This window comes from Comamonas serinivorans (assembly GCF_002158865.1).
In the GTDB taxonomy this organism is placed as follows: Bacteria; Pseudomonadota; Gammaproteobacteria; order Burkholderiales; family Burkholderiaceae_C; genus Comamonas_E; species Comamonas_E serinivorans.
The window spans coordinates 1,109,934-1,131,840 of the sequence record NZ_CP021455.1; the positions used below are offsets into that span (position 1 = coordinate 1,109,934).

17 protein-coding genes and 1 riboswitch are annotated in these 21,907 nt (G+C 69.4%); of the genes, 10 read left to right on the forward strand and 7 right to left on the reverse strand.

Features of this window, described 5'->3' with window-relative positions:
• Positions 1 to 60 precede the first annotated feature (60 nt).
• The 4 genes from CCO03_RS04655 to CCO03_RS04670 all read left to right on the forward strand — a co-directional run bounded on the left by CCO03_RS04655 (position 61) and on the right by CCO03_RS04670 (position 5,050).
• Positions 61 to 1,653: an ArnT family glycosyltransferase gene (locus CCO03_RS04655; RefSeq protein ID WP_236904029.1), complete on the forward strand. Its 1,593-nt coding sequence runs from the start codon at positions 61 to 63 to the stop codon at positions 1,651 to 1,653.
• Positions 1,650 to 2,669 (forward strand): NAD-dependent epimerase, encoded by a 1,020-nt coding sequence (locus CCO03_RS04660; protein WP_087284179.1) that lies wholly within the window; start codon positions 1,650 to 1,652, stop codon positions 2,667 to 2,669. Before CCO03_RS04655 ends, CCO03_RS04660 begins: the two co-directional genes overlap by 4 nt.
• Positions 2,666 to 4,036, forward strand: a complete 1,371-nt coding sequence (locus tag CCO03_RS04665; protein ID WP_087277870.1) for a UDP-glucose dehydrogenase family protein — start codon at positions 2,666 to 2,668, stop codon at positions 4,034 to 4,036. The genes CCO03_RS04660 and CCO03_RS04665 overlap by 4 nt, the downstream gene beginning before the upstream one ends.
• A gap of 84 nt (positions 4,037 to 4,120) precedes the next feature.
• Entirely contained in the window at positions 4,121 to 5,050 is a 930-nt protein-coding gene (locus CCO03_RS04670; protein WP_087277872.1) for a GIY-YIG nuclease family protein, read from the forward strand.
• Positions 5,051 to 5,419: 369 nt separating this feature from the next.
• On the opposite strand, the gene CCO03_RS04675 is transcribed toward CCO03_RS04670, so the two are convergent.
• Together CCO03_RS04675 and CCO03_RS04680 are read right to left on the reverse strand one after the other, a co-directional pair.
• Positions 5,420 to 6,307, reverse strand: coding sequence for an SAM-dependent methyltransferase (locus CCO03_RS04675; protein ID WP_087277875.1), 888 nt, complete (start codon positions 6,305 to 6,307; stop codon positions 5,420 to 5,422).
• Between the two features lie 20 nt (positions 6,308 to 6,327).
• Positions 6,328 to 6,948, reverse strand: a complete 621-nt coding sequence (locus CCO03_RS04680; protein ID WP_087277877.1) for a Maf family nucleotide pyrophosphatase — start codon at positions 6,946 to 6,948, stop codon at positions 6,328 to 6,330.
• A gap of 182 nt (positions 6,949 to 7,130) precedes the next feature.
• Here CCO03_RS04680 and CCO03_RS04685 point away from each other — a divergent pair, with 182 nt between their 5' ends.
• Positions 7,131 to 7,763, forward strand: coding sequence for a LysE family translocator (locus CCO03_RS04685; RefSeq protein WP_087277880.1), 633 nt, complete (start codon positions 7,131 to 7,133; stop codon positions 7,761 to 7,763).
• A gap of 403 nt (positions 7,764 to 8,166) precedes the next feature.
• On the opposite strand, the gene CCO03_RS04690 is transcribed toward CCO03_RS04685, so the two are convergent.
• Positions 8,167 to 8,799, reverse strand: a complete 633-nt coding sequence (locus CCO03_RS04690) for a pseudouridine synthase (RefSeq protein ID WP_087284182.1) — start codon at positions 8,797 to 8,799, stop codon at positions 8,167 to 8,169.
• 337 nt (positions 8,800 to 9,136) lie between these two features.
• Between CCO03_RS04690 and hisD the strand changes: the two genes are divergently transcribed.
• From hisD to CCO03_RS04705, 3 genes are all read left to right on the forward strand, one after another.
• A complete protein-coding gene (gene hisD / locus CCO03_RS04695) occupies positions 9,137 to 10,513 on the forward strand; it encodes a histidinol dehydrogenase (protein ID WP_087284184.1) in 1,377 nt (458 codons plus the stop codon).
• 352 nt (positions 10,514 to 10,865) lie between these two features.
• Positions 10,866 to 11,261, forward strand: coding sequence for a DUF6152 family protein (locus CCO03_RS04700; protein ID WP_087277883.1), 396 nt, complete (start codon positions 10,866 to 10,868; stop codon positions 11,259 to 11,261).
• Positions 11,262 to 11,288: 27 nt separating this feature from the next.
• Complete coding sequence (locus tag CCO03_RS04705) at positions 11,289 to 11,783, forward strand: hypothetical protein (RefSeq protein WP_087277886.1); 495 nt, start codon at positions 11,289 to 11,291, stop codon at positions 11,781 to 11,783.
• A gap of 735 nt (positions 11,784 to 12,518) precedes the next feature.
• On the opposite strand, the gene CCO03_RS04710 is transcribed toward CCO03_RS04705, so the two are convergent.
• Entirely contained in the window at positions 12,519 to 13,286 is a 768-nt protein-coding gene (locus tag CCO03_RS04710) for a DUF4136 domain-containing protein (RefSeq protein WP_157667499.1), read from the reverse strand.
• Between the two features lie 161 nt (positions 13,287 to 13,447).
• On the reverse strand, positions 13,448 to 14,413 hold the full coding sequence (locus tag CCO03_RS04715) for a tripartite tricarboxylate transporter substrate binding protein (RefSeq protein ID WP_157667500.1): 966 nt from the start codon (positions 14,411 to 14,413) through the stop codon (positions 13,448 to 13,450).
• A 216-nt stretch (positions 14,414 to 14,629) separates the two neighbouring features.
• Positions 14,630 to 14,751: riboswitch (S-adenosyl-L-homocysteine riboswitch) on the forward strand.
• A gap of 33 nt (positions 14,752 to 14,784) precedes the next feature.
• Between CCO03_RS04715 and metH the strand changes: the two genes are divergently transcribed.
• Positions 14,785 to 17,553 carry a methionine synthase gene (gene metH, locus CCO03_RS04720; RefSeq protein WP_087277893.1) on the forward strand — a complete coding sequence of 923 codons (2,769 nt, stop codon included), beginning with the start codon at positions 14,785 to 14,787 and terminating at the stop codon, positions 17,551 to 17,553.
• Between the two features lie 70 nt (positions 17,554 to 17,623).
• Here the strand turns inward: metH and CCO03_RS04725 are convergent, their stop codons facing one another.
• Together CCO03_RS04725 and CCO03_RS04730 are read right to left on the reverse strand one after the other, a co-directional pair.
• Positions 17,624 to 18,238, reverse strand: coding sequence for a hypothetical protein (locus CCO03_RS04725; protein ID WP_087277896.1), 615 nt, complete (start codon positions 18,236 to 18,238; stop codon positions 17,624 to 17,626).
• A gap of 83 nt (positions 18,239 to 18,321) precedes the next feature.
• The gene (locus CCO03_RS04730) at positions 18,322 to 19,482 is read right to left on the reverse strand and encodes a slipin family protein (protein ID WP_087277899.1); all 1,161 of its coding nucleotides are present in this window, start codon (positions 19,480 to 19,482) and stop codon (positions 18,322 to 18,324) included.
• Between the two features lie 731 nt (positions 19,483 to 20,213).
• Between CCO03_RS04730 and rtcR the strand changes: the two genes are divergently transcribed.
• On the forward strand, positions 20,214 to 21,866 hold the full coding sequence (gene rtcR, locus CCO03_RS04735; protein ID WP_087277902.1) for an RNA repair transcriptional activator RtcR: 1,653 nt from the start codon (positions 20,214 to 20,216) through the stop codon (positions 21,864 to 21,866).
• The last annotated feature ends 41 nt before the right edge of the window (positions 21,867 to 21,907 follow it).

Below are 21,907 nucleotides of genomic sequence, written 5' to 3' on the forward strand. Positions count from 1 at the left end.
GCCGATTGTGCCCATTCCGAGTTCCGTCGCGCGCTGCGCCACCGCCTGCCGCCCACCTCCATGCCCCGTTCGCCCGCTGCTTCCTCAGACGCCGCCCGTCCGTCCCCTGCGCAGCGGCCCTGGCTGCAAGCCCTGTACGACAACCCCTGGCCCTGGCTGCTGGCCTTTTTGCTGGCCCACGTGGTGTCGCGCGGCGTGATCTCAACCGGCATGAAATGGGACGAGTCCGAGCAGATTCTCTGGTCGCAGCAGCTGGCCCTGGGCTATGGCGCGCAGCCGCCGCTCTACACCTGGCTGCAGTGGGCCGTGATCCAGGTGCTGGGGCCGTCGGTGCTGGCGCTGGCGCTGGTCAAGCACGCGGCCATTGGCCTGACCTATGTGCTGGCCTGGCTGGCCGCGCGGCAGCTGCTCACGGCGCGCGGTGCCTTCTGGGTCGCCAGCGGGCTGCTGCTGATGCCGCCTTTCGGCTGGAACGCGGTGCGCGACCTGACCCACACCGTGCTCGTCACGGCGATGGCGCTGGGCCTGTGCGGGGCCGTGCTGCGCCTGGTGCAGGCGCCCAGACCGGGCCACTACGCGCTGGTGGGCCTGTTCTGCGGCCTGGGCATGATGGCCAAGTACAGCTTTGCCCTGAGCATCGGCGCGTTCTTCGTCGCCTGCCTCACGGTGCCGCAGGCGCGGCGCGCCCTGTTTCAGCGCGGCTGGTGGCTGGCGCCGCTGGTGGGCCTGCTGATCTTCGCGCCCAACGGCTGGTGGGTGCTGAACCATTGGCACGAGGCCACGGCGGCCACCCTGGACAAGATGGAGATCTCGCAGCAGGTGTCGGTCTTCACCGGCGCCGCGAACCTGCTGCAGATCACGGCGTCCACGTTGCTGCTGTGGGCCCTGGTGGTGGTGCTGGCCTTTCGCGGCCAGCTGCGCGCGCCCTTGCCCGCCGACGCCGATGCCCGCTGGCCCTGGCGCAGCTGGGCCTGGCCGCTGCTGGGGCGCTACCTGCTGTTCGTCGGCCTGGCCATGGTGGCCATGGTCGTGCTGGGCGATGTGAGCAACTTCAAGGAGCGCTGGCTGCTGCCCCTGGTGGCCGTGGTGCCGTTGGCGTTCTTCGTCTGGCGCCCGTCGCTGCAGGCCGACGACAACCCGCGCGGCGGCCTGTACACCGGGGCGGTGCTGGTGTTCGCGCTGATCTTCTTCGCCATGGCGACGGCGCGGCCCTGGGTGGCCGGTGCACGCAACCAGGACAAGCCCGGCGAGGCCGACGAGCTGACTTTTCCGGTGCCCGAGCTGGCGGCCCGGCTGCGCCAGGCGGGCTACGACGGGCGTGGCGACATCGTGGGCGCCGACCACATGCTGGCGGCCATGATGCGGTCCGAGTTTCCCCAGGTGCAGGCGCGCGGCTGCGCGCCTTTGCCAGGTCGCACGCCGGCGGCCTGCGTGGCCCAGGCCCTGCAGCAGGCGCGTGCCACAGGGCGGGGCCTGCTGCTGGTGTCGCGTGCCCGTGACGCGGGCTGGTGGGCCGCAGTATTGCCCCAGACTGGTTACAAAGAGTACGAGAGCATGGCCATACCTTCTTCCAAAATGCCTGTTGACGCGGCACCGATGCCGTTCCATTTCGTGTGGGTGCCCCCGCAGACCGTGCCGGGGGCGCAGCCATGAGCACGGTGCTGGTCACCGGCGTGGCGGGCTTCATCGGCATGCATTGCGCGCGCGAGCTGCTGGGCCAGGGCCACCAGGTCGTGGGCATCGACAACCTCAACGCCTACTACGAGGTCTCGCTCAAGCAAGCGCGGCTGGCCCAGCTGCAGGCGCACCCGCATGCCGCGAACTTCCGCTTCGAGCGGCTGGACGTGGCCGACCGCGACGGCATGGCCCGGTTGTTCGACGCCACGCGCCCCACGCGCGTGCTGCACCTGGCCGCCCAGGCCGGCGTGCGCTACTCCATCGACCAGCCCGACGACTACACCGACGCCAACCTGCTGGGCTTTGGCAACGTGCTGCAGAACGGCCGCCGCCACGCCGTGCAGCACCTGGTGTATGCCAGCAGCTCCAGCGTCTACGGCGGCAACGCCAAGATGCCCTATGCCGAGCGCGATGCCGTCGACCACCCCATCAGCTACTACGCGGCCACCAAGAAGGCCAACGAGCTGATGGCGCACACCTACGCCCACCTTTACGGCATGCCGACGACGGGCTTGCGCTTCTTCACCGTCTATGGGCCCTGGGGCCGGCCCGACATGGCCTTGTTCAAGTTCACGCGCGCCATGCTGGCGGGCGAGGCCATCGACGTCTACGGCCAGGGCCAGCTGGTGCGCGACTTCACCTTCATCGACGACATCGTCCAGGGGGTGCTGCGCGTGCTGGACAAACCCGCCACGCCCGATGCCCAGTACGACGCCATGGTGCCCAATCCGGGAACGAGCACGGCCCCATACCGCATCTTCAACATCGGCAACAGCCAGCCCACGGTGCTGATGGACTACATCGCCGCCATCGAGCGCGCCCTGGGCGTCACCGCCAACAAACGCATGCTGCCCATTCAGCCGGGCGACATGCAGGCCACTTCGGCCGACACGCGTGCCCTGCGCGACTGGGTCGGCTTCGAGCCCGGCACGCCCGTGACCGTCGGCGTGCAGCGCTTCGTGGATTGGTACAGGGAGTTTTTCCGCACATGAAAGTCACCGTATTTGGCACCGGCTACGTGGGCCTGGTGCAGGGGGCCGTGCTGGCCGATGCCGGCCACCACGTGCTCTGCGTGGACGTGGACGCCGACAAGGTGGCGGGCCTCCAGGCCGGCCGCATGCCCATCCACGAGCCTGGCCTGGAGGCGCTGGTGCACCGCACCCAGCAGCTCGGCCGGCTGGACTTCACCACCGATGCCGCCGAGGGCGTGCGCCGCAGTCCCGTCATCTTCCTGGCCGTGGGCACGCCGCCCGACGAGGACGGCAGCGCCGACCTGCAGTACGTGCTGGCCGTCGCGCGCACCATCGCCACGCACATGGATGGCCCCCGCACCGTCATCAACAAATCGACGGTGCCCGTGGGCACGGCCGACAAGGTGGCGCAGGTGTTGCGCCAGGTGCTGGCCGAGCGCGGTGCCGACCACGTGTTCGACGTCGTCTCCAACCCCGAATTCCTCAAGGAGGGCGCCGCCGTGGCCGATTGCCAGCGGCCGGACCGCATCATCGTCGGCACCGACAGCCCGCGGGCCGAAGCCCAGCTGCGCGAGCTGTACGCGCCCTTCAACCGCAACCACGACAAGATCGTGGTGATGGACGTGAAGAGCGCCGAGCTGACCAAGTACGCCGCCAACGCCATGCTGGCGACCAAGATCAGCTTCATGAACGAGATCGCCAACATCGCCGAGCGCATGGGGGCCGACATCGAGGCCGTGCGCCGCGGCATCGGCAGCGATCCGCGCATCGGCTACCACTTCATCTACCCCGGGGTGGGCTATGGCGGCAGCTGCTTTCCCAAGGACGTGAAGGCCCTCATCCACACCGCACAAGAGGCCGGCTTCGAGCCCACGCTGCTCGACGCCGTGGAGGCACGCAACCGCGCCCAGCGCGAGGTGCTGTTCTCGAAGATCAGTGCGCATTACGCGGCCCGGGGCGGGTCGCTGGCCGGCAAGACCGTCGCCGTCTGGGGCCTGGCCTTCAAGCCCAACACCGACGACATGCGCGAAGCGCCCAGCCGCAACCTGCTGCAGGCCCTGTGGCAGGCCGGCGCCACCGTGCAGGCGCATGACCCCGTGGCCATGGCCGAGGCCCGCCGCATCTTCGGCGAGCGCCCCGACCTGCGCCTGGTGGACAGCCCCATGGCCGCGCTGCAGGGGGCCGACTGCCTGGCCATCGTGACCGAGTGGCAGAGCTTTCGCGTGCCCGATTTCGACGAGCTGGCCCAGGCCCTGACAGACCGCATCGTGTTCGACGGCCGCAACCTGTACGACCCCGCCGTGGTCGCCCGCCACGGGCTGACCTACGTGTCGATCGGTCGGCCGGTGCGCGGTGAGCCCGCCGGAGACTGGCTGAATCCGGTTTGAACATCAGCCAGTATGGGTTGGTTGCCGTTGATGAAAAAACGGCAATGAGCTTATACCCCCATTCAAGATGACACAAGGCAAGCCATGAGCATCGGCCGCAGCATTCGCCTGTTCCTGGTGGACGGGTCTTCCAATGGCCTGCTGACCGCAGAAATCATGAACTGGACCGGCCACGTGCTGACCGGTCCGCGCAGCAAGCTGGCCGAGGTGGTGCGGCGGCCCGAGTGCGCGCGCACCGGCATCTACTTCCTGATCGGCCCCGATCCCGACAACGCCTTGCTGACGCGCGTCTACATCGGTGAATCCGACGATGTGGCGGAGCGCCTCAAGCAGCACAACCGGCCCGAAACCCCGGACGGCAGGGGCGGCAAGGACTTCTGGGAGCGCGTGTGCCTGGTCACCAGCAAGGACATGAACCTGACCAAGGCGCACGCCAAGTACCTGGAGAGCAAGCTCATCGGCATCGCCACGGCTGCGGGGCGCTGCGTGGTGTCCAACGGCACGGCGCACGACTACGGGGCGCTGCCCGAGTCCGACCGCGCCGACATGGCGTACTTCCTCGACCAGATCCGCACCGTGCTGCCCGTGCTGGGCTTCGACTTTCTGCACGAGGCGCGACGGGCGCCGTCCACCTTGCCCGTCCCGCCGGTGGCCGACGCGCAAGGCTTCGAGATGAGCGTGCCGCGCCATGGCATCCAGGCCTTCGCCAAAGAGGTGGATGGCGAGTTCGTGGTGCAGCAGGGCTCGCGCGCACGCGGCAGCTGGATCGGCGGCATCAGCGGCTACCAGGGGCTGTTTGAACAGCTGGTGGCCAGCGGCATCCTGCAGGCCGACGGGGCCGACCACTGCCGGTTTGCCGAGGACCACGCCTTCAGCAGCCCCAGTGCCGCCGCGTCGGTGGTGTGCGGCCGCATCGCCAACGGCCGCACCAGCTGGCTGGTGCAAGGCAGCTTGCAAACCTATGCCGATTGGCAGGACGCCCAGCTCAAGGCCGACGGGGCGCCAGCCGAGTGACGCGCGACTGGCTGTGAGGACGCGCTGACGCGCTGGGCAAACGCAGCCATTGGTGCGCCCCTCACCGCCGGCCGTTCAGGGGGTGCACCGTGTTGCCAACTTGGCGCCTCGCCTTTTTGCCGCGACCGCGCGGAGCAGCTTCCTTCACGGTCACTTTGCTTCGGCGTCCCGTGACAAGTATGCGCAGGCGAATGGCGCACGCGAGGACACGCGTAGGCGGTACACAGGCCGTGTCAACACAAACCGCGTGGTCACCTGCGACCACCCCGAGCCGCCGGTGAGGGCTGCGCATCGGCTGCGTGGCCCGCGGGGGCCACGCCGGTTCGCGCCCCGCGGCGGGTGCCAGGCTGGCGCAGACCCTGGGCCGACTCAGCGCCCGAAGGCGAACACGGCCGGGTCGTGCTTGCTGGGCAGGGCCACGGCATTCGCCTCGGCGTTCGCCCCGCTGGCGCGCAGCCAGCTGCGCCACTGGCTCACGCTGCCGCTGCGCGTGTGGCCGCCCGGCAGGGTCAGGCCCCAGCTCAGCGACAGCCGCGTGTTGGGCTGCAAGCCTTGCACCAGCGCCTGCAGCAGCGCGGCGTTGCGGAACGGGGTTTCGATGGCGATCTGCGTTTGCCCGGTTTTGAGCGCGTGCGCCTCCAGCTGCTTGATGCGCGTGCTGCGTTGGCTGGCGTCCTGCGGCAGGTAGCCGATGAAGGCAAAGCTCTGCCCGTTCAGGCCGCTGGCGGCCAGCGCCAGCAGCAGCGACACCGGGCCGGGCAGGACGACCACGGGCACGCCCAGGGCATGTGCGGCCCGCACCACGGCGCTGCCGGGGTCGGCAATCGCGGGCATGCCGGCCTCGCTGATCAGGCCCACGTCCAGGCCTTGCTGGGTGGGGGCCAGCCAGGCGCGGGCCGCGGCCTCGGTCTGGCGGCCGGCCTCGTGGGTGCCGTCGTGGTCGCCCTGCTTGTGCGCGGCGCGCGGCAGTTCGCTGATCTGCATCTGCTGCAGCGGCACGGCCAGCGGGCAGACCTCGCCGATGCGTTTGAGCACGGCCCGGGCCGTCTTGGCGTTTTCGCACACCCAGTGCGTGATCTGCGAGGCGGTGTGCAGCACGCCGTGGGGCAGCACCTCGGTGATGGGCACACCCGCTTCGCAGCCGAAGTCCAGCGGCGCCGGCACCAGCACCAGGCGCCCCGGCGCACGCGGGCTTGGTTGCTCGCTGGGGGATGAAGAAACTTCGGCAGTATCGGGATTTTCCGTTGAGTGCGTCATCGGTAATGCTAGATACTGGGTCAGATGGGCATGCCGACGGCACGCAGCAAGCGGCAGGTGCGGATCAGCGGCAGGCCGATGAGGGCCGTGGGGTCGTCGTTGTCGATGGCGTCGAGCAGGCTGATGCCCAGGCCTTCGCTCTTGGCGCTGCCGGCGCAGTCGTAGGGCTGCTCGGCGTGCAGGTAGTGCTCGATCTCGGCCTCCGTCAGCGTGCGAAAGCGCACGGCCACCTCCGCCACCTCGTGCTGCACAAAGCCGATGTCCTGGCAGACCACGGCCACGGCGGTGTGAAACCGCACGGTCTGCCCGCTCATGCGCGTGAGCTGCGCCACCGCACGCTCGTGCGTGCCAGGCTTGCCCAGCGGCTCGCCATGCAGGTCGGCCACCTGGTCCGACCCGATGACCGCGGCGTCGGGCCGCTGGCGCGCGACCGCCTGGGCCTTGGCCACCGCCAGGCGCAGCGCCAGGGCGCCGGGCAGCTCGCCCGCCAGCGGCGTCTCGTCCACCTCGGGCCCGATCACCTCGAAGGGCAAGCGCAGCCGGTGCATCAGCTCGGCCCGGTAGCGCGAGGTGGAGCCCAGCACCAGCGGACGCGGCAGGTTGAGGGACGAATTGAGGGAGATTTCGTGGACGTGCGACATGTGGCGATTGTGCCGCTGAGCGGTGCCGCCGCGCGGTAACGCCACGCGGTAACGCCGTGTCGTGCTGTCGAGCCAGCCTGGGGGCGGTTTGCACCCACGCGTGTGGCCCGCGACCGTTCGGCGCCAGGCCCGGCCGCCACGTCCAGCCGGGACTACACTGCGGGCCGCGCCCTGGAGGCCCCATGCCCGACACCCACCACCTGATTGCCTTCGCCCTGCTGTCGCTGGGCATGGCCCTGACCCCGGGGCCCAACATGATCTACCTGATCTCGCGCTCGATCAGCCAGGGCCACCGCGCCGGCTTGATCTCGCTGCTGGGCGTGGCCGTGGGTTTCCTGTTCTACCTGCTGTGCGCGGCGCTGGGCATCACGGCCTTGCTGATGGCCGTGCCCTTTGCCTATGACGCGCTGCGCCTGGGCGGCGCGGCCTACCTGCTGGTGCTGGCCTGGCAGTCGCTGCGGCCCGGCGGCAGCTCGCCGTTTCAGGTGCGCCGGCTGCCTGCCGACAGCCCGCGCAAGCTGTTCCTCATGGGGTTGGTGACGAACTTGCTCAACCCCAAGATCGCCATCATGTACCTGTCGCTGTTGCCGCAGTTCATCGCGCCAGGCCAGGGCCACGTGCTGGCGCAGTCGCTGGTGCTGGGGGCCGTGCAGATCGTGTTCAGCATCGCCATCAATGGCCTGGTCGTGTTCACGGCCGGCGGCATTGCCGTGTTCCTGGCCACGCGGCCGCGCTGGCAGCTGGTGCAGCGCTGGGTCATGGGCACGGCGCTGGCCACGCTCGCGGTGCGCATCGCGCTCGATGGCAAGCGCTGACTGGCAAGCCAGTATGGGGTGTTGACCGATCTGAAATTGATCGACGACGGCTGATACCTCGGTCCATGGCGGTGCTTGCGAGGGCCATTTGCGCGGACCTCGGTGCTGCTGTCGCTGTGTCGATCAGGCCCCAGCTTCTGCAGCAGGGCGCGCCAGCTGACGCGGCCGCGGCGCTCGGACCCGCTGTCGGCTTGGCACCAGACCCTGGCCGGATGCGACCTCGAAGCACGGGCGCAGGGTGCATGAACGGTTGGCCGCCTGGGCGAGCGACACCCCGATGTGCCTCCACCCCTTCGCACTTTGCGCCTGCCATGGCGTGCCCGTCGTGTGGCAAACCGGCGCCCGGCGTTTGCGGCATGGCGGGCCTGCGGTCGCATCCGGGGCGCCGCCGGAGTGAGGCACTTCAGCCGGCCGGATCGGCCTCGCGCCAGGCGCCGGGGGCCAGGCCGGCCAGCGTGTGCGGCCCGATGGCCGCGCGCACCAGGCGCAGCGTGGGGTGGCCCACGGCGGCCGTCATGCGGCGCACCTGGCGGTTGCGGCCCTCGCGGATGACCAGCTCCAGCCAGCAGTCGGGGATGTGCTGGCGCACGCGGATGGGCGGGTTGCGGGGCCACAGCGCCGGCGCCTCGGGCAGCAGGCGCGCCTGCGCGGGCAGGGTGGGGCCGTCGTTCAGCAGCACGCCGTTGCGCAGCGCCTGCAGCGCGGCCTCGCTGGGCACGCCCTCCACCTGCGCCCAGTAGGTCTTGGCCATCTTGTGGCGCGGGTCGGCGATGCGCGCCTGCAGTGCGCCGTCGTTGGTCAGCAGCAGCAGGCCTTCGCTGTCGGCGTCGAGCCGGCCGGCCACGTAGACGCCGGGCATGGCGATGAAATCCTGCAGCCCCTGCCAGCGGCCTTCGGGCGTGAACTGGCTCAGCACGCCATAGGGCTTGTTGAAGCACAGCAGCCGCGTGGGCTCGCGCGAGGCCGGGCTGGCGCGGCGGGGTGTGCGCGGGCTGCGGGGGGCGTGGCGCGAGGGTGAGGGAGGACGAGCGGGCATGGTGGGCTCGGTAGCAAGCAAAGGCGGGCCGCGTGCGAGGGCGAAGGCCGTGGCCACGGCCCATGCGGCAGGGGGCCGATCATAGGCGGGGAGGACCTGGCGGTGTGGCGGCGAGCCGAGCAGGTGTTCGAGCACTGAGCGGACAACGGCAGCGCCCCCGACTTGGCCAGCGGGTCCGTAGGCCGCGCCGGCCTTGGGCTGCTGGGGTGACCGCACCCAGCGCCTGATGAGCGGTGCGGTGCGACAATCGCAGATTGCCTTGCCCACTGCACCGCGGCAGGCGGCGCCGGCGCTGCATGCGCTGTCCTGCGCTCGCCCACGCCCGCACCGCCAGACCATGACCCTGACCGCCTTGCCCCTGCGTTTGTCCACCACCCAGGCTGATTTCGAGCAGCGTTTTGCCGAACGCCTGCACTGGAGCGCCGACCAGGACGCCGCCATCGAGCAGCGCGTGGCCGACATCCTGGCCGACGTGCAACAGCGCGGCGACGCCGCCGTGCTGGACTACACGGCGCGCTTCGACGGCCTGCAGGCCCAGGCCATGGCCGATCTGGAGCTGACCCAGGCCGACTTCAAGCAAGCGTTCGACAGCCTGCCGGTGGAGCAGCAGCGCGCGCTGCAGGCCGCGGCCGACCGCGTGCGCCGCTACCACGAGGCGCAGAAAAAAGCCAACGGCGAGAGCTGGAGCTACCGCGACGAAGACGGCACGCTGCTGGGCCAGAAGGTGACGCCGCTGGACCGCGTGGGCATCTACGTGCCGGGCGGCAAGGCCGCCTACCCCAGCAGCCTCATCATGAACGCCGTGCCGGCCCACGTGGCCGGCGTGGCCGAAATCATCATGGTGGTGCCCACGCCGGCCAAGGGCAGCGTGGCCACCGGCGGCAGCGGCGAGACCGGCTCGGCCGCCCCGCAGCGCGGCGAGCGCAACCCGCTGGTGCTGGCCGCGGCCCACGTGGCGGGCGTCACGCGCGCCTTCACCATCGGCGGCGCCCAGGCCGTGGCCGCGCTGGCCTATGGCACGGCCACCATCCCCAAGGTGGACAAGATCACCGGGCCGGGCAACGCCTACGTGGCCAGCGCCAAGAAGCGCGTGTTTGGCCAGGTGGGCATCGACATGATCGCCGGCCCGAGCGAAATCCTGGTGCTGGCCGACGGCAGCACGCCGCCCGACTGGGTGGCCATGGACCTGTTCTCGCAGGCCGAGCACGACGAGCTGGCGCAGTCCATCCTGCTGTGCCCCGATGCGGCCTACATCGACGCCGTGCAGCGCGAAATCGACCGCCTGCTGCCCGAGATGCCGCGCCGCGACATCATCGCCAAGAGCCTCAATGGGCGCGGCGCGCTCATCCTGACGCGTGACATGGACGAAGCCTGCGCCATCAGCAACCGCATCGCCCCCGAGCACCTGGAGGTCAGCAGCCGTGACCCGCACCGCTGGGAGCCGCTGCTGCGGCACGCGGGCGCGATCTTCCTCGGCGCCTACACCAGCGAAAGCCTGGGCGACTACTGCGCCGGCCCCAACCACGTGCTGCCCACCAGCGGCACGGCGCGCTTTTCGTCGCCGCTGGGCGTGTACGACTTCCAGAAACGCTCCAGCCTGATCGAGGTCAGCGAAGCCGGCGCGCAGGTGCTGGGCCAGACGGCCGCCGTGCTGGCCTATGGCGAGGGCCTGCAGGGCCACGCGCGCGCCGCGGAGATGCGCCTGAAGCGTTGAGGGTAGTACGGGTCAATTCCCGTTGAAAATATAACGATAATGGATGCATACCCCTTGATGATTTGCCTCTGAATGCCGTTTTGGCGTCACAAGCCCGGATGTTCACAGGAGCGGCCTGTCGAAGCCGACGCCTGCTGGCGGGGTGTTCACGCCAACGTTGGGTGGGCCAGGCGCGCTGTCGGTCCTGGTGCCCGTGGCTGGGCGCGGGTTGCATGGCGCGGGTTGTCGTCGCCAGCCAGCTTGGGCCAGCGGCCCATTCACCCGCAGGGCGCGGGAGATGCGGGGCCGGGCCATCCGGCCCGGGCGCATCCGTTTTAGGCTTGTGCTTTCCCTGCTGCGACAAGGACTGGCCATGCCCACTCTGCCACGACGCCGTTTCCACACCCAACTGCTGGGGGCCGCGGGGCTGGCTGCCCTGCTGACCAGCGCCGCCGCCTGGGCGCATCACGGCTGGTCCTGGGCCGACGGTGACCAGACCACGCTGACCGGCACCCTCGAAGCCATTGCCATGGCGCCGCCGCACCCCATGCTCCTGGTCAAGGCCGACGGCGTCACCTGGCAAGTCGACCTGGGCAACCCGTCGCAGACCGAGCGGTCCGGCTTCACCGGACAGTCGGCCAAGGTCGGCGATGCCATCACCGTGCTGGGCAACCGCTCCAAGGACCACAGCCAGCGCCACATGAAGGCTGTGCGCATCACGCTGGACGGCAAGCACTACGACATGTACCCCGAACGCCTGGGCCGGTGAGCCGCGCACCCGCGCACGAGCCTGTCCATGGACGACCTGCTGAACCTGCTGGCAGCGTGGCCCGGTGCGCGCTGGCTGCAGGGCTCGGGCACCGCCTACCTGGTCGTGAACGCGGCGCACATCCTGGGTCTGGGGCTGCTGATCGGCGCCATCGTGCCGCTGGACGTGGCCGTGCTGCGCCACAAGCCGCCGGCTGCTGCCGGCACGGCTGCCGAGCGCCTGCGCGTGCTGCTGGACGTGTTGCCGCGCGCCGCGGCGCAGGGGCTGGTGCTGGCGCTGCTCACCGGCGTCTGGCTGTTCAGCGTGCGGCCGCACGACTACCTGGGCAATGCGGCCTTCCTGGCCAAGCTGGCGCTGCTGACCCTGGCCCTGCTCAACGTGGCCTGGCAACACCGCGGTCCCGCCTGGGCGGCGCTGCGGCGTGGGGCGCCGTCCACGGCCGGCCAGCGCCTGCGTGCGGCCCTGTCGCTGCTGCTGTGGGGAGCGGTGCTGCTGGCGGGGCGGTGGATCGGGTTCGTGTGAGCGACCGGACCCGCCGCGCGTGATCTGCGGCAGTGGGGACCGGGGTGCCGCCGCGTGAACCGCAGCCGTTCCCGCGGCAAGGCGGGCAACACCCGGCAGCAGGGGAACTCGCCGATTCACGAAGGTGCTGCCTGAGCGGCGCCAATGGCTTGCCTGGCGCGGCGGGCGCAGAAGGCACCCGGGGCGCATCCACCGACAACCCCGCGAATCCCTCGCGCGGCGGCTTGGGAGACGAGCCTGTGCCGACAGGACTGGCACTGCCCAGTCCGGTGGACGACAACGCGACGGCCACCCATCCCCCGAGCCCTTTGCTGGCGCGAGGTGGCGTCGGCGACGGCGTGCGCCTGGACGCACAGGCCGTCAAGCCGGGGCCTCCTCAGTGCGCCCGATACCGCCCCCTTACGGGCGCGCTGGCATCACCTCGACCCCTCGCCAACGGTGGCACGCTGCAGGCCGAGCCCGGCGCAGGGTGGAGACCCGCCACGCGGCCTGTGCCTCGGCGGGAGGGGCAACAGTCCTGAGGGTTTGATTCACTCTGAACCTGCTGGAGCAGACGCAGACAGAGGTATGAGGCTGTGTCCGTTTCAAGGTAAACGGACAGATGGTCATACTCGGAATCCGAACGTATGGTGGCCAGCATCTGATGACCGGGTTGGCGCGCGGGCAGGGCTGCAGCGACCGGGCCTCATGCGGTGGATGTACCCCCGCTACCCCGTCAACCCGCGGGGCAGTGGGTCAACGCGGGTTGGTGGCGGCGGACGCAGCGGGCAGCGCAGGCGTGGCTGGCGCCGAAGGCGTCGGCGCGGTGCCGGTTGGCCTGGCGCTGGGCGCGGGCTCGGTGGGCACGTCGGTCACCACGGTCTGCACGCCGGCGGCGGCGTTCGGAAAGTCCTTCAACGCCGCGTTCAGCATGGCCGCGAAGATGGCGTCGTTGAGCCCGCTGGGGCTTTCGTTGCGGGCGCGGGTTTCGTACACCGTCTGGCCGGTGCTCAGGTTCTGGATCGCCACGCGCAGCTCGCGCAGGTAGGTGCTGGGCGGCATGTAGGCGCCGCCCCAACCCCATCCCGGGTAGCCGTAGCCCAGGCCAAACCGCCAGCCGGGACGCCACGGTCCCCAGGGGCCCCAGCCACCCGGGCCCCAGTCGTCGACCCAGGCGGTGCGCAGGCTGGCCGACACCTGCACCGCGAGGCTGGCCGACGCGTCGTCGCGCACGAGGCCGTGGCGGTCCAGCGCGGCCTGGGTCATGGCCTGCAGCGGCGCGAGGTCCAGCCGCGATTGCGACGGCAGCACGTCGAAACGGTAGCGAGCCCCTTGCCACTGCATCGGGGCCGCGGTGCCCGCAGGGGCGCTGAAGGCCTGTACCTCGGTGTTCACACGCAGGGGGCCGCTGGCGCAGCCGGCCAGAACCAGCGCCGCCACGAGGGCGCCGGCGCGGACACAGGTGCGCGCGCCCGCGCCCAGGGCGCGCAGCGGAAGCGGGGGGGAAATCGTCAGGGTGACCATGGGATGAAGGCGTGAAGCGGGGCGCAAGGCTGTGTTGGATGGCGCAGTGTGGCCGCAGTTCCACCGTCGTGTCGACAACAGGGTGAACGAGACCGCCGGGCGCGCGAGCCGGCCCACCGGAAGTGGGCGTGGTCGCGCAGCGGGTTGGGACAGGCCGTGGCTCAGCTTTTCTGTGTCAGCGCGGCCATCTTCTGGTAGCGGGCCAGCTCGCGGCGCTGGAACTGCAGCATGTCGGCCGGGCCGTAGTCCAGCGTGGTGCCGGGCTTGCCCTGCATCTGCCGCTGCACCGTGGGCGACTTCAGGGCCTGCGCCGTGGCGCGCGAGAGGGCGTCGACGATGGGGGCCGGCGTGCCAGCCTTGGCCGACAGCGAGCTCCAGACGTAGGACTCGAGCTCGGCGTAGCCCAGCTCCTTCATGGTGGGCACATCGGGCGCTTGCGCATCGCGCGTGGCGCCGGTCTGTACCAGGGCTTTGACCTTGCCGGCCTTGATCAGCTCCACGGCGCTGGTGGCGTCGCACAGGCCCAGGTCCAGCCGGCCGCCAACGAGGTCGATCATCATGTTGGCCGGGCCTTTGTAGGTGATGTGGGTGGCGGGCGCGCCCTCCAGCGAGGTCACCCAGGTGGCGAGCAGCTTGTAGCCCTCGGTGTAGTTGCCGATGTTGAGCGGCCGGCCTGCGGCCTTGGCCTGTTGCAGCGCCTGCTTGAGGCCGGCAAACGCCGTGTTGGCCGGGGCGACGATGAACGGGGCCGAGATGTTCAGACCATGGACGGGCGTCAGGTCCCTGAAGGGGTCGTAGCTCAGGTCCTTGACGGTCACGAGGTTGACGACCAGCACCGAGGTCGGCGCCACCAGCAGCGTGTAGCCGTCGGCGGGCTGAGCGATGACGTGGCTGGCGGCGATGGCACCCACCGCGCCGGGCCGGTTTTCGACCACCACGGGCACCTTGAGGATGCGCTGCAGTTCATCGGCCACGGCGCGGGCGTTTTCGTCGGCGCCGCCACCGGGGGTGTAGGGCATGACGACCTTGATGGATTTGCTGGGCCAGCCCGATTCGGCGGCCTGCAGGGCGGGGTGGAGCAGGCCGGCACCCAGGGCGGTGCAGGCTTGGCGGCGAGTGAGGCTCATGGCGAGGTCCTTGGCAAAAACCGACGGCTGACGAGGGACGGGCACGGCGGGCATGCCGTGCGCGGGTTCACTGCCCGGCCAGCTTTGCAAGCCTGGGCGGCCGAGGCTGTGCTTTAGGCGTCAGCGCAGGCCGCAGATGCCGTGCCTGGCCGGTGGCGAACGCCCGCCTGCGGCCGCGGAGCGCGCGGCGGCCAGGCGGACTAAAATCACCGGCTTCGCACCAAGGAGCGCTGCAGTTGGCCCAGGCCTTGCCTGGCCGGGCCTGTCAGGCTTGGTGCGGAACGTGTCGCGCCGGCCACGCCTGCGCTGGCGCGTGGTGTCAACGGCGCTCACCTGTTGTGTTGCTTGTCGGTTTTTTGCAGGTGAGTGTGATGTCTGCTTCCCCCGTTTCCCCCACGTCTTCCGCGCCGGCCGTGCCGCCCATGCGCTTGTCGGGCCTGGAGCCCCTGCTCATCGACGAGGACACGCTGTTCGTCAACGTGGGCGAACGCACCAACGTCACCGGCTCCAAGGCGTTCGCGCGGCTGATCCTGAACGAGCAGTACGAAGAGGCGCTGTCCGTCGCACGCCAGCAGGTCGAGAACGGCGCCCAGATCATCGACGTGAACATGGACGAGGCCATGCTGGACAGCCAGGCCGCCATGGTGCGTTTTTTGAACCTCATCGCCTCTGAGCCCGACATCGCCCGGGTGCCGGTGATGGTGGACTCGTCCAAGTGGGAGGTCATCGAGGCCGGCCTGCGCTGCCTGCAGGGCAAGGGCATCGTCAACTCCATCAGCATGAAAGAGGGCGTCGAGCCCTTCAAGCACCAGGCCACGCTGATCAAGCGCTATGGCGCGGCTGCCGTGGTGATGGCTTTCGATGAAAAAGGCCAGGCCGACACCTACCAGCGCAAGATCGAGATCTGCGAGCGGGCCTACCGCGTGCTGGTCGACGAGGTGGGGTTTGCGCCCGAGGACATCATCTTCGACCCCAACGTGTTCGCCATCGCCACCGGCATCGAGGAGCACAACAACTACGGCGTCGATTTCATCGAGGCCACGCGCTGGATCAAGCAGAACCTGCCCGGCGCCAAGGTGAGCGGCGGGGTCTCCAACGTGAGCTTCAGCTTCCGAGGCAACGACCCCGTGCGCGAGGCCATCCACACCGTGTTCCTCTACCACGCCATCCAGGCGGGCATGGACATGGGCATCGTCAACGCCGGCATGATCGGCGTCTACGACGACCTCGAGCCCGAGCTGCGCGAGCGCGTCGAGGACGTGGTGCTGAACCGCCGCCCCGACGCGGCCGAGCGCCTGCTCGAGATTGCCGACAGCGCCAAGGGCGCCGCCAAGGACGACAGCAAGAAGCTGGAGTGGCGCGGCACGCCCGAGCACCCCAAGACCGTGGGCGAGCGCCTGTCGCACGCGCTGGTGCACGGCATCACCGACTTCATCACCGACGACACGGAAGAGGCCTACCAGCAGATCCTCGCCCAGGGCGGCCGGCCGCTGCACGTGATCGAAGGCCCGCTCATGGACGGCATGAACATCGTCGGCGACCTGTTTGGCGCCGGCAAGATGTTCCTGCCCCAGGTGGTCAAGTCGGCCCGCGTGATGAAGCAGGCCGTGGCCCACCTCATCCCCTACATCGAGGAAGAGAAGAAGCAGCAGGAAGCGGCCGGCCTGGACGTGTCGAGCAAGGGCAAGATCGTCATCGCCACCGTCAAGGGCGACGTGCACGACATCGGCAAGAACATCGTCACCGTGGTCCTGCAGTGCAACAACTTCGAGGTCATCAACATGGGCGTGATGGTGCCCTGCCACGAGATCCTGGCACGCGCCAAGGCCGAGGGCGCGGACATCATCGGCCTGTCGGGCCTGATCACGCCCAGCCTCGAAGAGATGCAGTACGTCGCCGGCGAGATGGACAAGGACGACTACTTCCGCATCAAGAAGATTCCGCTCTTGATCGGCGGCGCCACCTGCTCGCGCGTGCACACGGCCGTGAAGATCGCGCCCAAGTACGACGGCCCCGTGCTGTACGTGCCCGATGCCTCGCGCAGTGTGAGCGTGGCGCAAAGCCTGCTGGGGGACGGCCGCGAGGCCTACCTGCAAGAGGTGCAGGCCGACTACGACAAGGCACGCGCGCAACACGCCAACCGCAAGACCACGCCGCTGTGGCCGCTGGCCAAGGCCCGCGACAACGCCACGCGGGTCAACTTCGAGACCTGGTCGCCGGTGCGCCCGAACGCGCTGGGCCGCCGCGTGTTCCAGAACTTCGACCTGGCCGAGATCGCGCGCTACATCGACTGGGGACCGTACTTCCAGACCTGGGACCTGGCGGGCGGCTACCCGGCCATCCTGCAGGACGAGGTGGTGGGCGAGCAGGCGCGCAAGGTGCTGGCCGACGCGCAGGCCATGCTCAAGCAGATCATCGAAGGCCGCTGGCTGCAGGCCAATGGCGTGATGGGGCTGTTCCCCGCCAACCGCGTGGGCGACGACATCGAGTTCTACACCGACGACACCCGCCAGCAGGTGCTGATGACCTGGTACGGCATGCGCCAGCAGACCGAAAAGCACGCCGCGCCCGATGGCCAGCTGCGCCCCAGCCGTTGCCTGGCCGACTTCGTCGCGCCCAAGTCTTCGGGTGTGGCCGACTATGCGGGGCTGTTTGCCGTCACGGCCGGCATCGGGGCCGAAAAGAAGGAGCAGGAGTTCCTTGCGGCGCTGGACGACTACAGCAGCATCACCTTCAAGGCCCTGGCCGATCGCCTGGCCGAGGCCTTCGCCGAATGCCTGCACCACCGCGTGCGCACCGACCTGTGGGGCTATGCGGCGGACGAGCAGCTGACCAACGAGCAGCTCATCAAGGAGCAGTACCGCGGCATTCGCCCGGCACCGGGCTACCCCGCCTGCCCCGACCACACGGCCAAGATCGACCTGTTCAAGGTGCTGAACGCCGGGGAAATCGGCATGCACCTGACCGACAGCATGGCCATGTTCCCCGCCTCCAGCGTCAGCGGTTTCTACCTGGGCCATCCCGACAGCACCTATTTCAACGTCGGTCAGATCGGCGAAGACCAGCTGCTCGACATGGCCGCGCGCCGCGGCATGCCCGTCGAAGACCTGCGCCGTGCCTTGGCACCCAATCTGGGGTGAGGTGAGGAGTATGGAGTGTTTATCGATGATTCTTCATCGGAAATGGCTGCATACTCCATGTAGATGATGCTCAATCGCTGCGGCCGAATCCGGCGACAGGGTGTCGCAGGCGATCGTGGCGGTAGTCCTCGGCGACCTGTGCCCGCAGCACCTGCCAGTGCGCGCGGGACACATGCTGGCCCAGCGGCTGCCAGGCCGGGTAAGGGTTGTAGACCGCCACGTCGTCGGGGTACAGAAACGGCTGGAACTTGAACGGGATGGGCAGCTGCGGTGCGGGCCCCAGGTTCAGCAGGGCCAGCAGACGCGCACAGCGGCCGCGAATGCGCTGCCAGTGTTCGCCCTCCACAAAGCCGCGGTGCGAGGTGTGCCAGGCCAGCTCGCGCACCACCTCGCGTTTCAAGGCTGGCGGAAAACGGTGCGCGTCGATCAGCCCATGCAGGCGCGGGTCGTCCAGCACGGCATCGGCCAGGTTCATCAGCTCGAAGTCCTGCAGCACCAGGGCGCAGAACAGCTGGTAGGCCGGGTTGCTGATGCGGTAGCCATGCTCCTCATCCAGCGTGATGGCGGCTTGGTGCGCGCCGGGGCTCACTGGCGTCAGCGTGCAGGTGTAGAAGTGCGCGAGCTGGGTGGCTGCTGGCAACTGGCCGAAGTGCAGCAACGCGTGCAGGTGGTTCAGGTCAAGCATCGGCATCCCCAGTCAGCGTCGCGCACAAAGCGTGGCAACTTGAGCGGCACGGTTCACGGTGCCGCTCATCCAGTGCTCGGCGCTCACCCTGGCTGGCGCAGCGTCACCAGGCCGTTCAGCACCTGATCGAGCCCGCCGACGACGGAGATCTTGTCGATGCGCTCGGCCACGCGCTCCAGCGTTTCCAGCTCCTTCATGCGCAGGGCGACGGGGTTGCCCTCCATCACCTTGGCGGTGTTCAACAGCGAACGCGTGGCCGCCGTTTCCTCGCGGCGGCGGATCACGTTGGCCTGGGCCGACTTTTCGGCCTCCACGACCTGGGCGAGGATGGTCTTCATCTCGCCGGGCAGGATGATGTCTTTCACGCCCACGCTGTCCAGCGCCACGCCCGATTCAGCCAGGCGCTCGCGCACCTGGGCCAGCACGGCGCCATCGATGGCGGCCTTGTTTTCCAGCAACGCATCCAGGTTCTGTTCGCCCACGGCGGCGCGCAGGCCGAATTGCAGCTCGCGGTAGACGTGGTCGGCTGGCTTGGGCATGCGCGCCAGCGCGCGCTGCACGTCGGTGAAGTGCCACACGGCCGAGAGGTTCAGTCGCAGGCCCACCTTGTCACGGGTCAGGATTTCCTGGCCATTCACCTCGGCGATCTGCGCTCGCAGGTCCACGGTGCTCACGCTCACCTGACGGTTGAAGCGCCAGAAGCCATGCACGCCTGCCGGCAGCAGCGCTTGCATCTGGCCGTCCAGCGTGAGCACGCCAGCGTGGAACTCGGGCACCTGCACCAGCAGCACGCCGTCCAGGCCGCGCACGGCGCGCGGGCGCAGTGCCACGCTGTGCAGCTTGGCCAGCAACTCGGCGGGCAGGCGCGCGTCGGCGCTCAGGTCGACCACGTCCACGCGCTGTTCGCGCAGGCCGCGCCAGAACAGCTGGCGCGTGGACGGCGGCAGGATCTCGACCAGCACGCCGTCTTCGTGGCGCAGGCCGACCTCGGTTTCGCCCAGCACCACCTGCACGAACTCGCGGGCCAGCAGGGCCGGCTCGTGGGCTACGAAGTAGTCGGCCAGCTCGTGCTCAAAGCGCGCCGGCGCGTCCGGTTTGCCCAGCGAAAAGCGTTCCAGCGTCACATCGTCCAGGCCTGTGAACACGCGGTGCTTGCCCGGGCCAAACAGGCCGGCGAAATCGCCATCGCGCAGCAGCAGCGCGCGTTCGTGCTTTTTGACGGTGAAAATGGTGAATCCCAGCATGTTGCTCTCCCGGTGTGTTGTTGGTCATGGGTATGGCCGTGTCGTCATTGATGATCAGTCGCAAAAATTGCCATACCCAAGTTCTGTTCAAGGTGCCCAGCTCGCACAGGCTGCGGGCGATCGGCGGGGTGCCGGCGCGCGTGGTCGTGCTCCCGGTTGTGTTGCTGGCACTGGCCTGGGCCAGGTGCACGGCCGCACAACCGCGATGGCGGCTGGCGCGCCAGGCACCGAAGCGCGAGGCACAGGCAGCCTGTGCGGGCAAGGTGCGCCGGGCGGCAGGACCAAGCCATTCGCCAAGCGCCGCCTTGCCAGGGCGGGTGGGGCTTTCGCCCCCATCCAAGCGGTGCAAGCACCGCGGCAATGGGCGGGAATCGAACCCGCAGCCGCCACCGAAGTCGCGGTGTTCAACCATGAACAAGTCTTGGACCGAAACCAAGCGTCACCTCAGCCCATCCGCGGCATACCGCCCACCCAAGAACGGGTCTGGCGGGCGGCACCGGGCCGCATGCATGCGGCACCTCGTGCGGATGACTGCGTCCGACAGCAGGTGTCTTGCAGACGCCGTGCCAACTTCCGGCCCAGGCCGTTTCCGCGTGGAGGCCGCTGCGCCAATGCCTTGATTTGCAAGCGGTTCGGTGCCCCTGGCCCGCTGACCTGCGTGTCAGCGGGCGATCGTCGGTGTTTGCTAGACTGAGGACCCTTGATTCATCCGGCGCGTTCTTGATTCAGCCATGAAACCCATTCACGTCATCACCTTCCTGGGCACCCAGCTGGACAGCGGCAACGGTGCCGGCCGCTGGGAGAAGTGGCGGCCCACCGTGGCGCTGACCCAGCACGAGGACATGGAGGTCGCGCGGCTGGACCTGCTGCTGACCGGGCCCAGCCACCGGGCGCTGGCCGAGCGCGTGCGCGCCGACATCGGCACGGTGTCGCCCGCCACCGAGGTCGTGCTGCACGAGTTGGCCGTGGACGATCCCTGGGACTTCGACGTCGTCTACACGCAGCTGTTCGATTGGGCCCGCGCGCAGGCCTTCGATACCGAGGCCGCGCAGTACTGGGCGCACATCACCACCGGCACGCATGTGGCGCAGATCTGCCTGTTCCTGCTGACCGAGTCGCGCGTGCTGCCCGGGGTGCTGTGCCAGACCTCGCCGCCCAAGCGGCAGCGCGAGGGCGCGGCCGGTGCCTACACGCTGATCGACCTCGACCTCTCGCGCTACGACGCCATCGCCCAGCGCCATGCGGCCGACCAGCGCGATGCAGTGGCCTTCCTGAAAAGCGGCATCGCCACGCGCAATGCGCGCTTCAACGCGCTCATCGACGAGGTCGAGCGCGTGGCCGTGCGCTCCACCGCGCCGGTGCTGTTCGTGGGGCCCACGGGCGCGGGCAAGTCCTTCCTGGCCCGGCGCATGCACGAGCTGAAGAAATCGCGCCACCAGATCAACGGCGCCTTCGTCGAAGTCAACTGCGCCACGCTGCGTGGCGACGGCGCGGCCTCGACGCTGTTCGGCCACAAGCGCGGTGCTTTCACCGGCGCCGCCACCGACCGGCCCGGCCTGCTGCGCGCCGCCGATGGTGGGCTGCTGTTCCTCGACGAAATCGGCGAGCTGGGGGCCGACGAGCAGGCCATGCTGCTCATGGCCATCGAAGACAAGCGCTTCTACCCCCTGGGTTCGGACCGCGAGGTGACCAGCGACTTTCAGCTGGTGGCGGGCACCAACCGCGACCTGCGCGCCGAGGTCGCCGCGGGGCGGTTTCGCGAAGACCTGTTCTCGCGCATCAACCTGTGGACCTACGAGCTGCCTGGCCTGGCGGGCCGGCCTGAGGACATCGAACCCAACGTCGACTACCTGCTCACCCGCCATGCGCAAGCCTCGCGCCGCGCGGCCCGCTTCAACGTCGAAGCGCGCCGCGCCTACCTGCGCTTTGCGCAAAGCGGCGAAGCGCTGTGGCGCGGCAATTTCCGCGACCTGTATGCCAGCGTGACGCGCCTGGCGACCCTGGCCGAGGGCGGGCGCATCACCGAGCCGCTGGTGGTGGCTGAGATCAAACGGCTGCGCTGGATGTGGACGCGCGACAGCGCGGTGGCGGCGCCCGGCGCGCGCGCCTCGGGGGGCTCGCCGGGGGCGATGGCGGTCGATGCGGCGAGCGTGGACCTGGCCGACTTCTACGACGAAGCGGCCCTGGAGCAGATCGACCTGTTCGACCGCGTGCAGCTGCAGGGCGTCATCGCGGTGTGCCAGCGCTCGCGCACGCTGTCGGACGCGGGGCGCCAGCTGTACCAGGCCTCGCGGGCGCAACGCGCGGCGTTGAACGATTCGGACCGCCTGCGCAAGTACCTGGCCAAGTTCAACCTGAGCTGGGACCGCGTCAGCACACGATGATGGGGTATGGTGTGAATGCCGTTTTCCATGAAACGGAAATG

Excerpts from the sequence above, each read along its gene's own strand:
- CCO03_RS04710 (WP_157667499.1), bottom strand. The coding sequence starts at position 13,286 with ATGGTCACCCTGACGATTTCCCCCCCGCTTCCGCTGCGCGCCCTGGGC.
- CCO03_RS04705 (WP_087277886.1), top strand. The coding sequence starts at position 11,289 with ATGGACGACCTGCTGAACCTGCTGGCAGCGTGGCCCGGTGCGCGCTGG.
- CCO03_RS04680 (WP_087277877.1), bottom strand. The coding sequence starts at position 6,948 with ATGTCGCACGTCCACGAAATCTCCCTCAATTCGTCCCTCAACCTGCCG.
- hisD (WP_087284184.1), top strand. The coding sequence starts at position 9,137 with ATGACCCTGACCGCCTTGCCCCTGCGTTTGTCCACCACCCAGGCTGAT.
- CCO03_RS04655 (WP_236904029.1), top strand. The coding sequence starts at position 61 with ATGCCCCGTTCGCCCGCTGCTTCCTCAGACGCCGCCCGTCCGTCCCCT.
- metH (WP_087277893.1), top strand. The coding sequence starts at position 14,785 with ATGTCTGCTTCCCCCGTTTCCCCCACGTCTTCCGCGCCGGCCGTGCCG.
- CCO03_RS04685 (WP_087277880.1), top strand. The coding sequence starts at position 7,131 with ATGCCCGACACCCACCACCTGATTGCCTTCGCCCTGCTGTCGCTGGGC.
- CCO03_RS04665 (WP_087277870.1), top strand. The coding sequence starts at position 2,666 with ATGAAAGTCACCGTATTTGGCACCGGCTACGTGGGCCTGGTGCAGGGG.
- CCO03_RS04715 (WP_157667500.1), bottom strand. The coding sequence starts at position 14,413 with ATGAGCCTCACTCGCCGCCAAGCCTGCACCGCCCTGGGTGCCGGCCTG.
- rtcR (WP_087277902.1), top strand. The coding sequence starts at position 20,214 with ATGAAACCCATTCACGTCATCACCTTCCTGGGCACCCAGCTGGACAGC.
- CCO03_RS04675 (WP_087277875.1), bottom strand. The coding sequence starts at position 6,307 with ATGACGCACTCAACGGAAAATCCCGATACTGCCGAAGTTTCTTCATCC.
- CCO03_RS04660 (WP_087284179.1), top strand. The coding sequence starts at position 1,650 with ATGAGCACGGTGCTGGTCACCGGCGTGGCGGGCTTCATCGGCATGCAT.
- CCO03_RS04670 (WP_087277872.1), top strand. The coding sequence starts at position 4,121 with ATGAGCATCGGCCGCAGCATTCGCCTGTTCCTGGTGGACGGGTCTTCC.
- CCO03_RS04730 (WP_087277899.1), bottom strand. The coding sequence starts at position 19,482 with ATGCTGGGATTCACCATTTTCACCGTCAAAAAGCACGAACGCGCGCTG.
- CCO03_RS04690 (WP_087284182.1), bottom strand. The coding sequence starts at position 8,799 with ATGCCCGCTCGTCCTCCCTCACCCTCGCGCCACGCCCCCCGCAGCCCG.
- CCO03_RS04700 (WP_087277883.1), top strand. The coding sequence starts at position 10,866 with ATGCCCACTCTGCCACGACGCCGTTTCCACACCCAACTGCTGGGGGCC.
- CCO03_RS04725 (WP_087277896.1), bottom strand. The coding sequence starts at position 18,238 with ATGCTTGACCTGAACCACCTGCACGCGTTGCTGCACTTCGGCCAGTTG.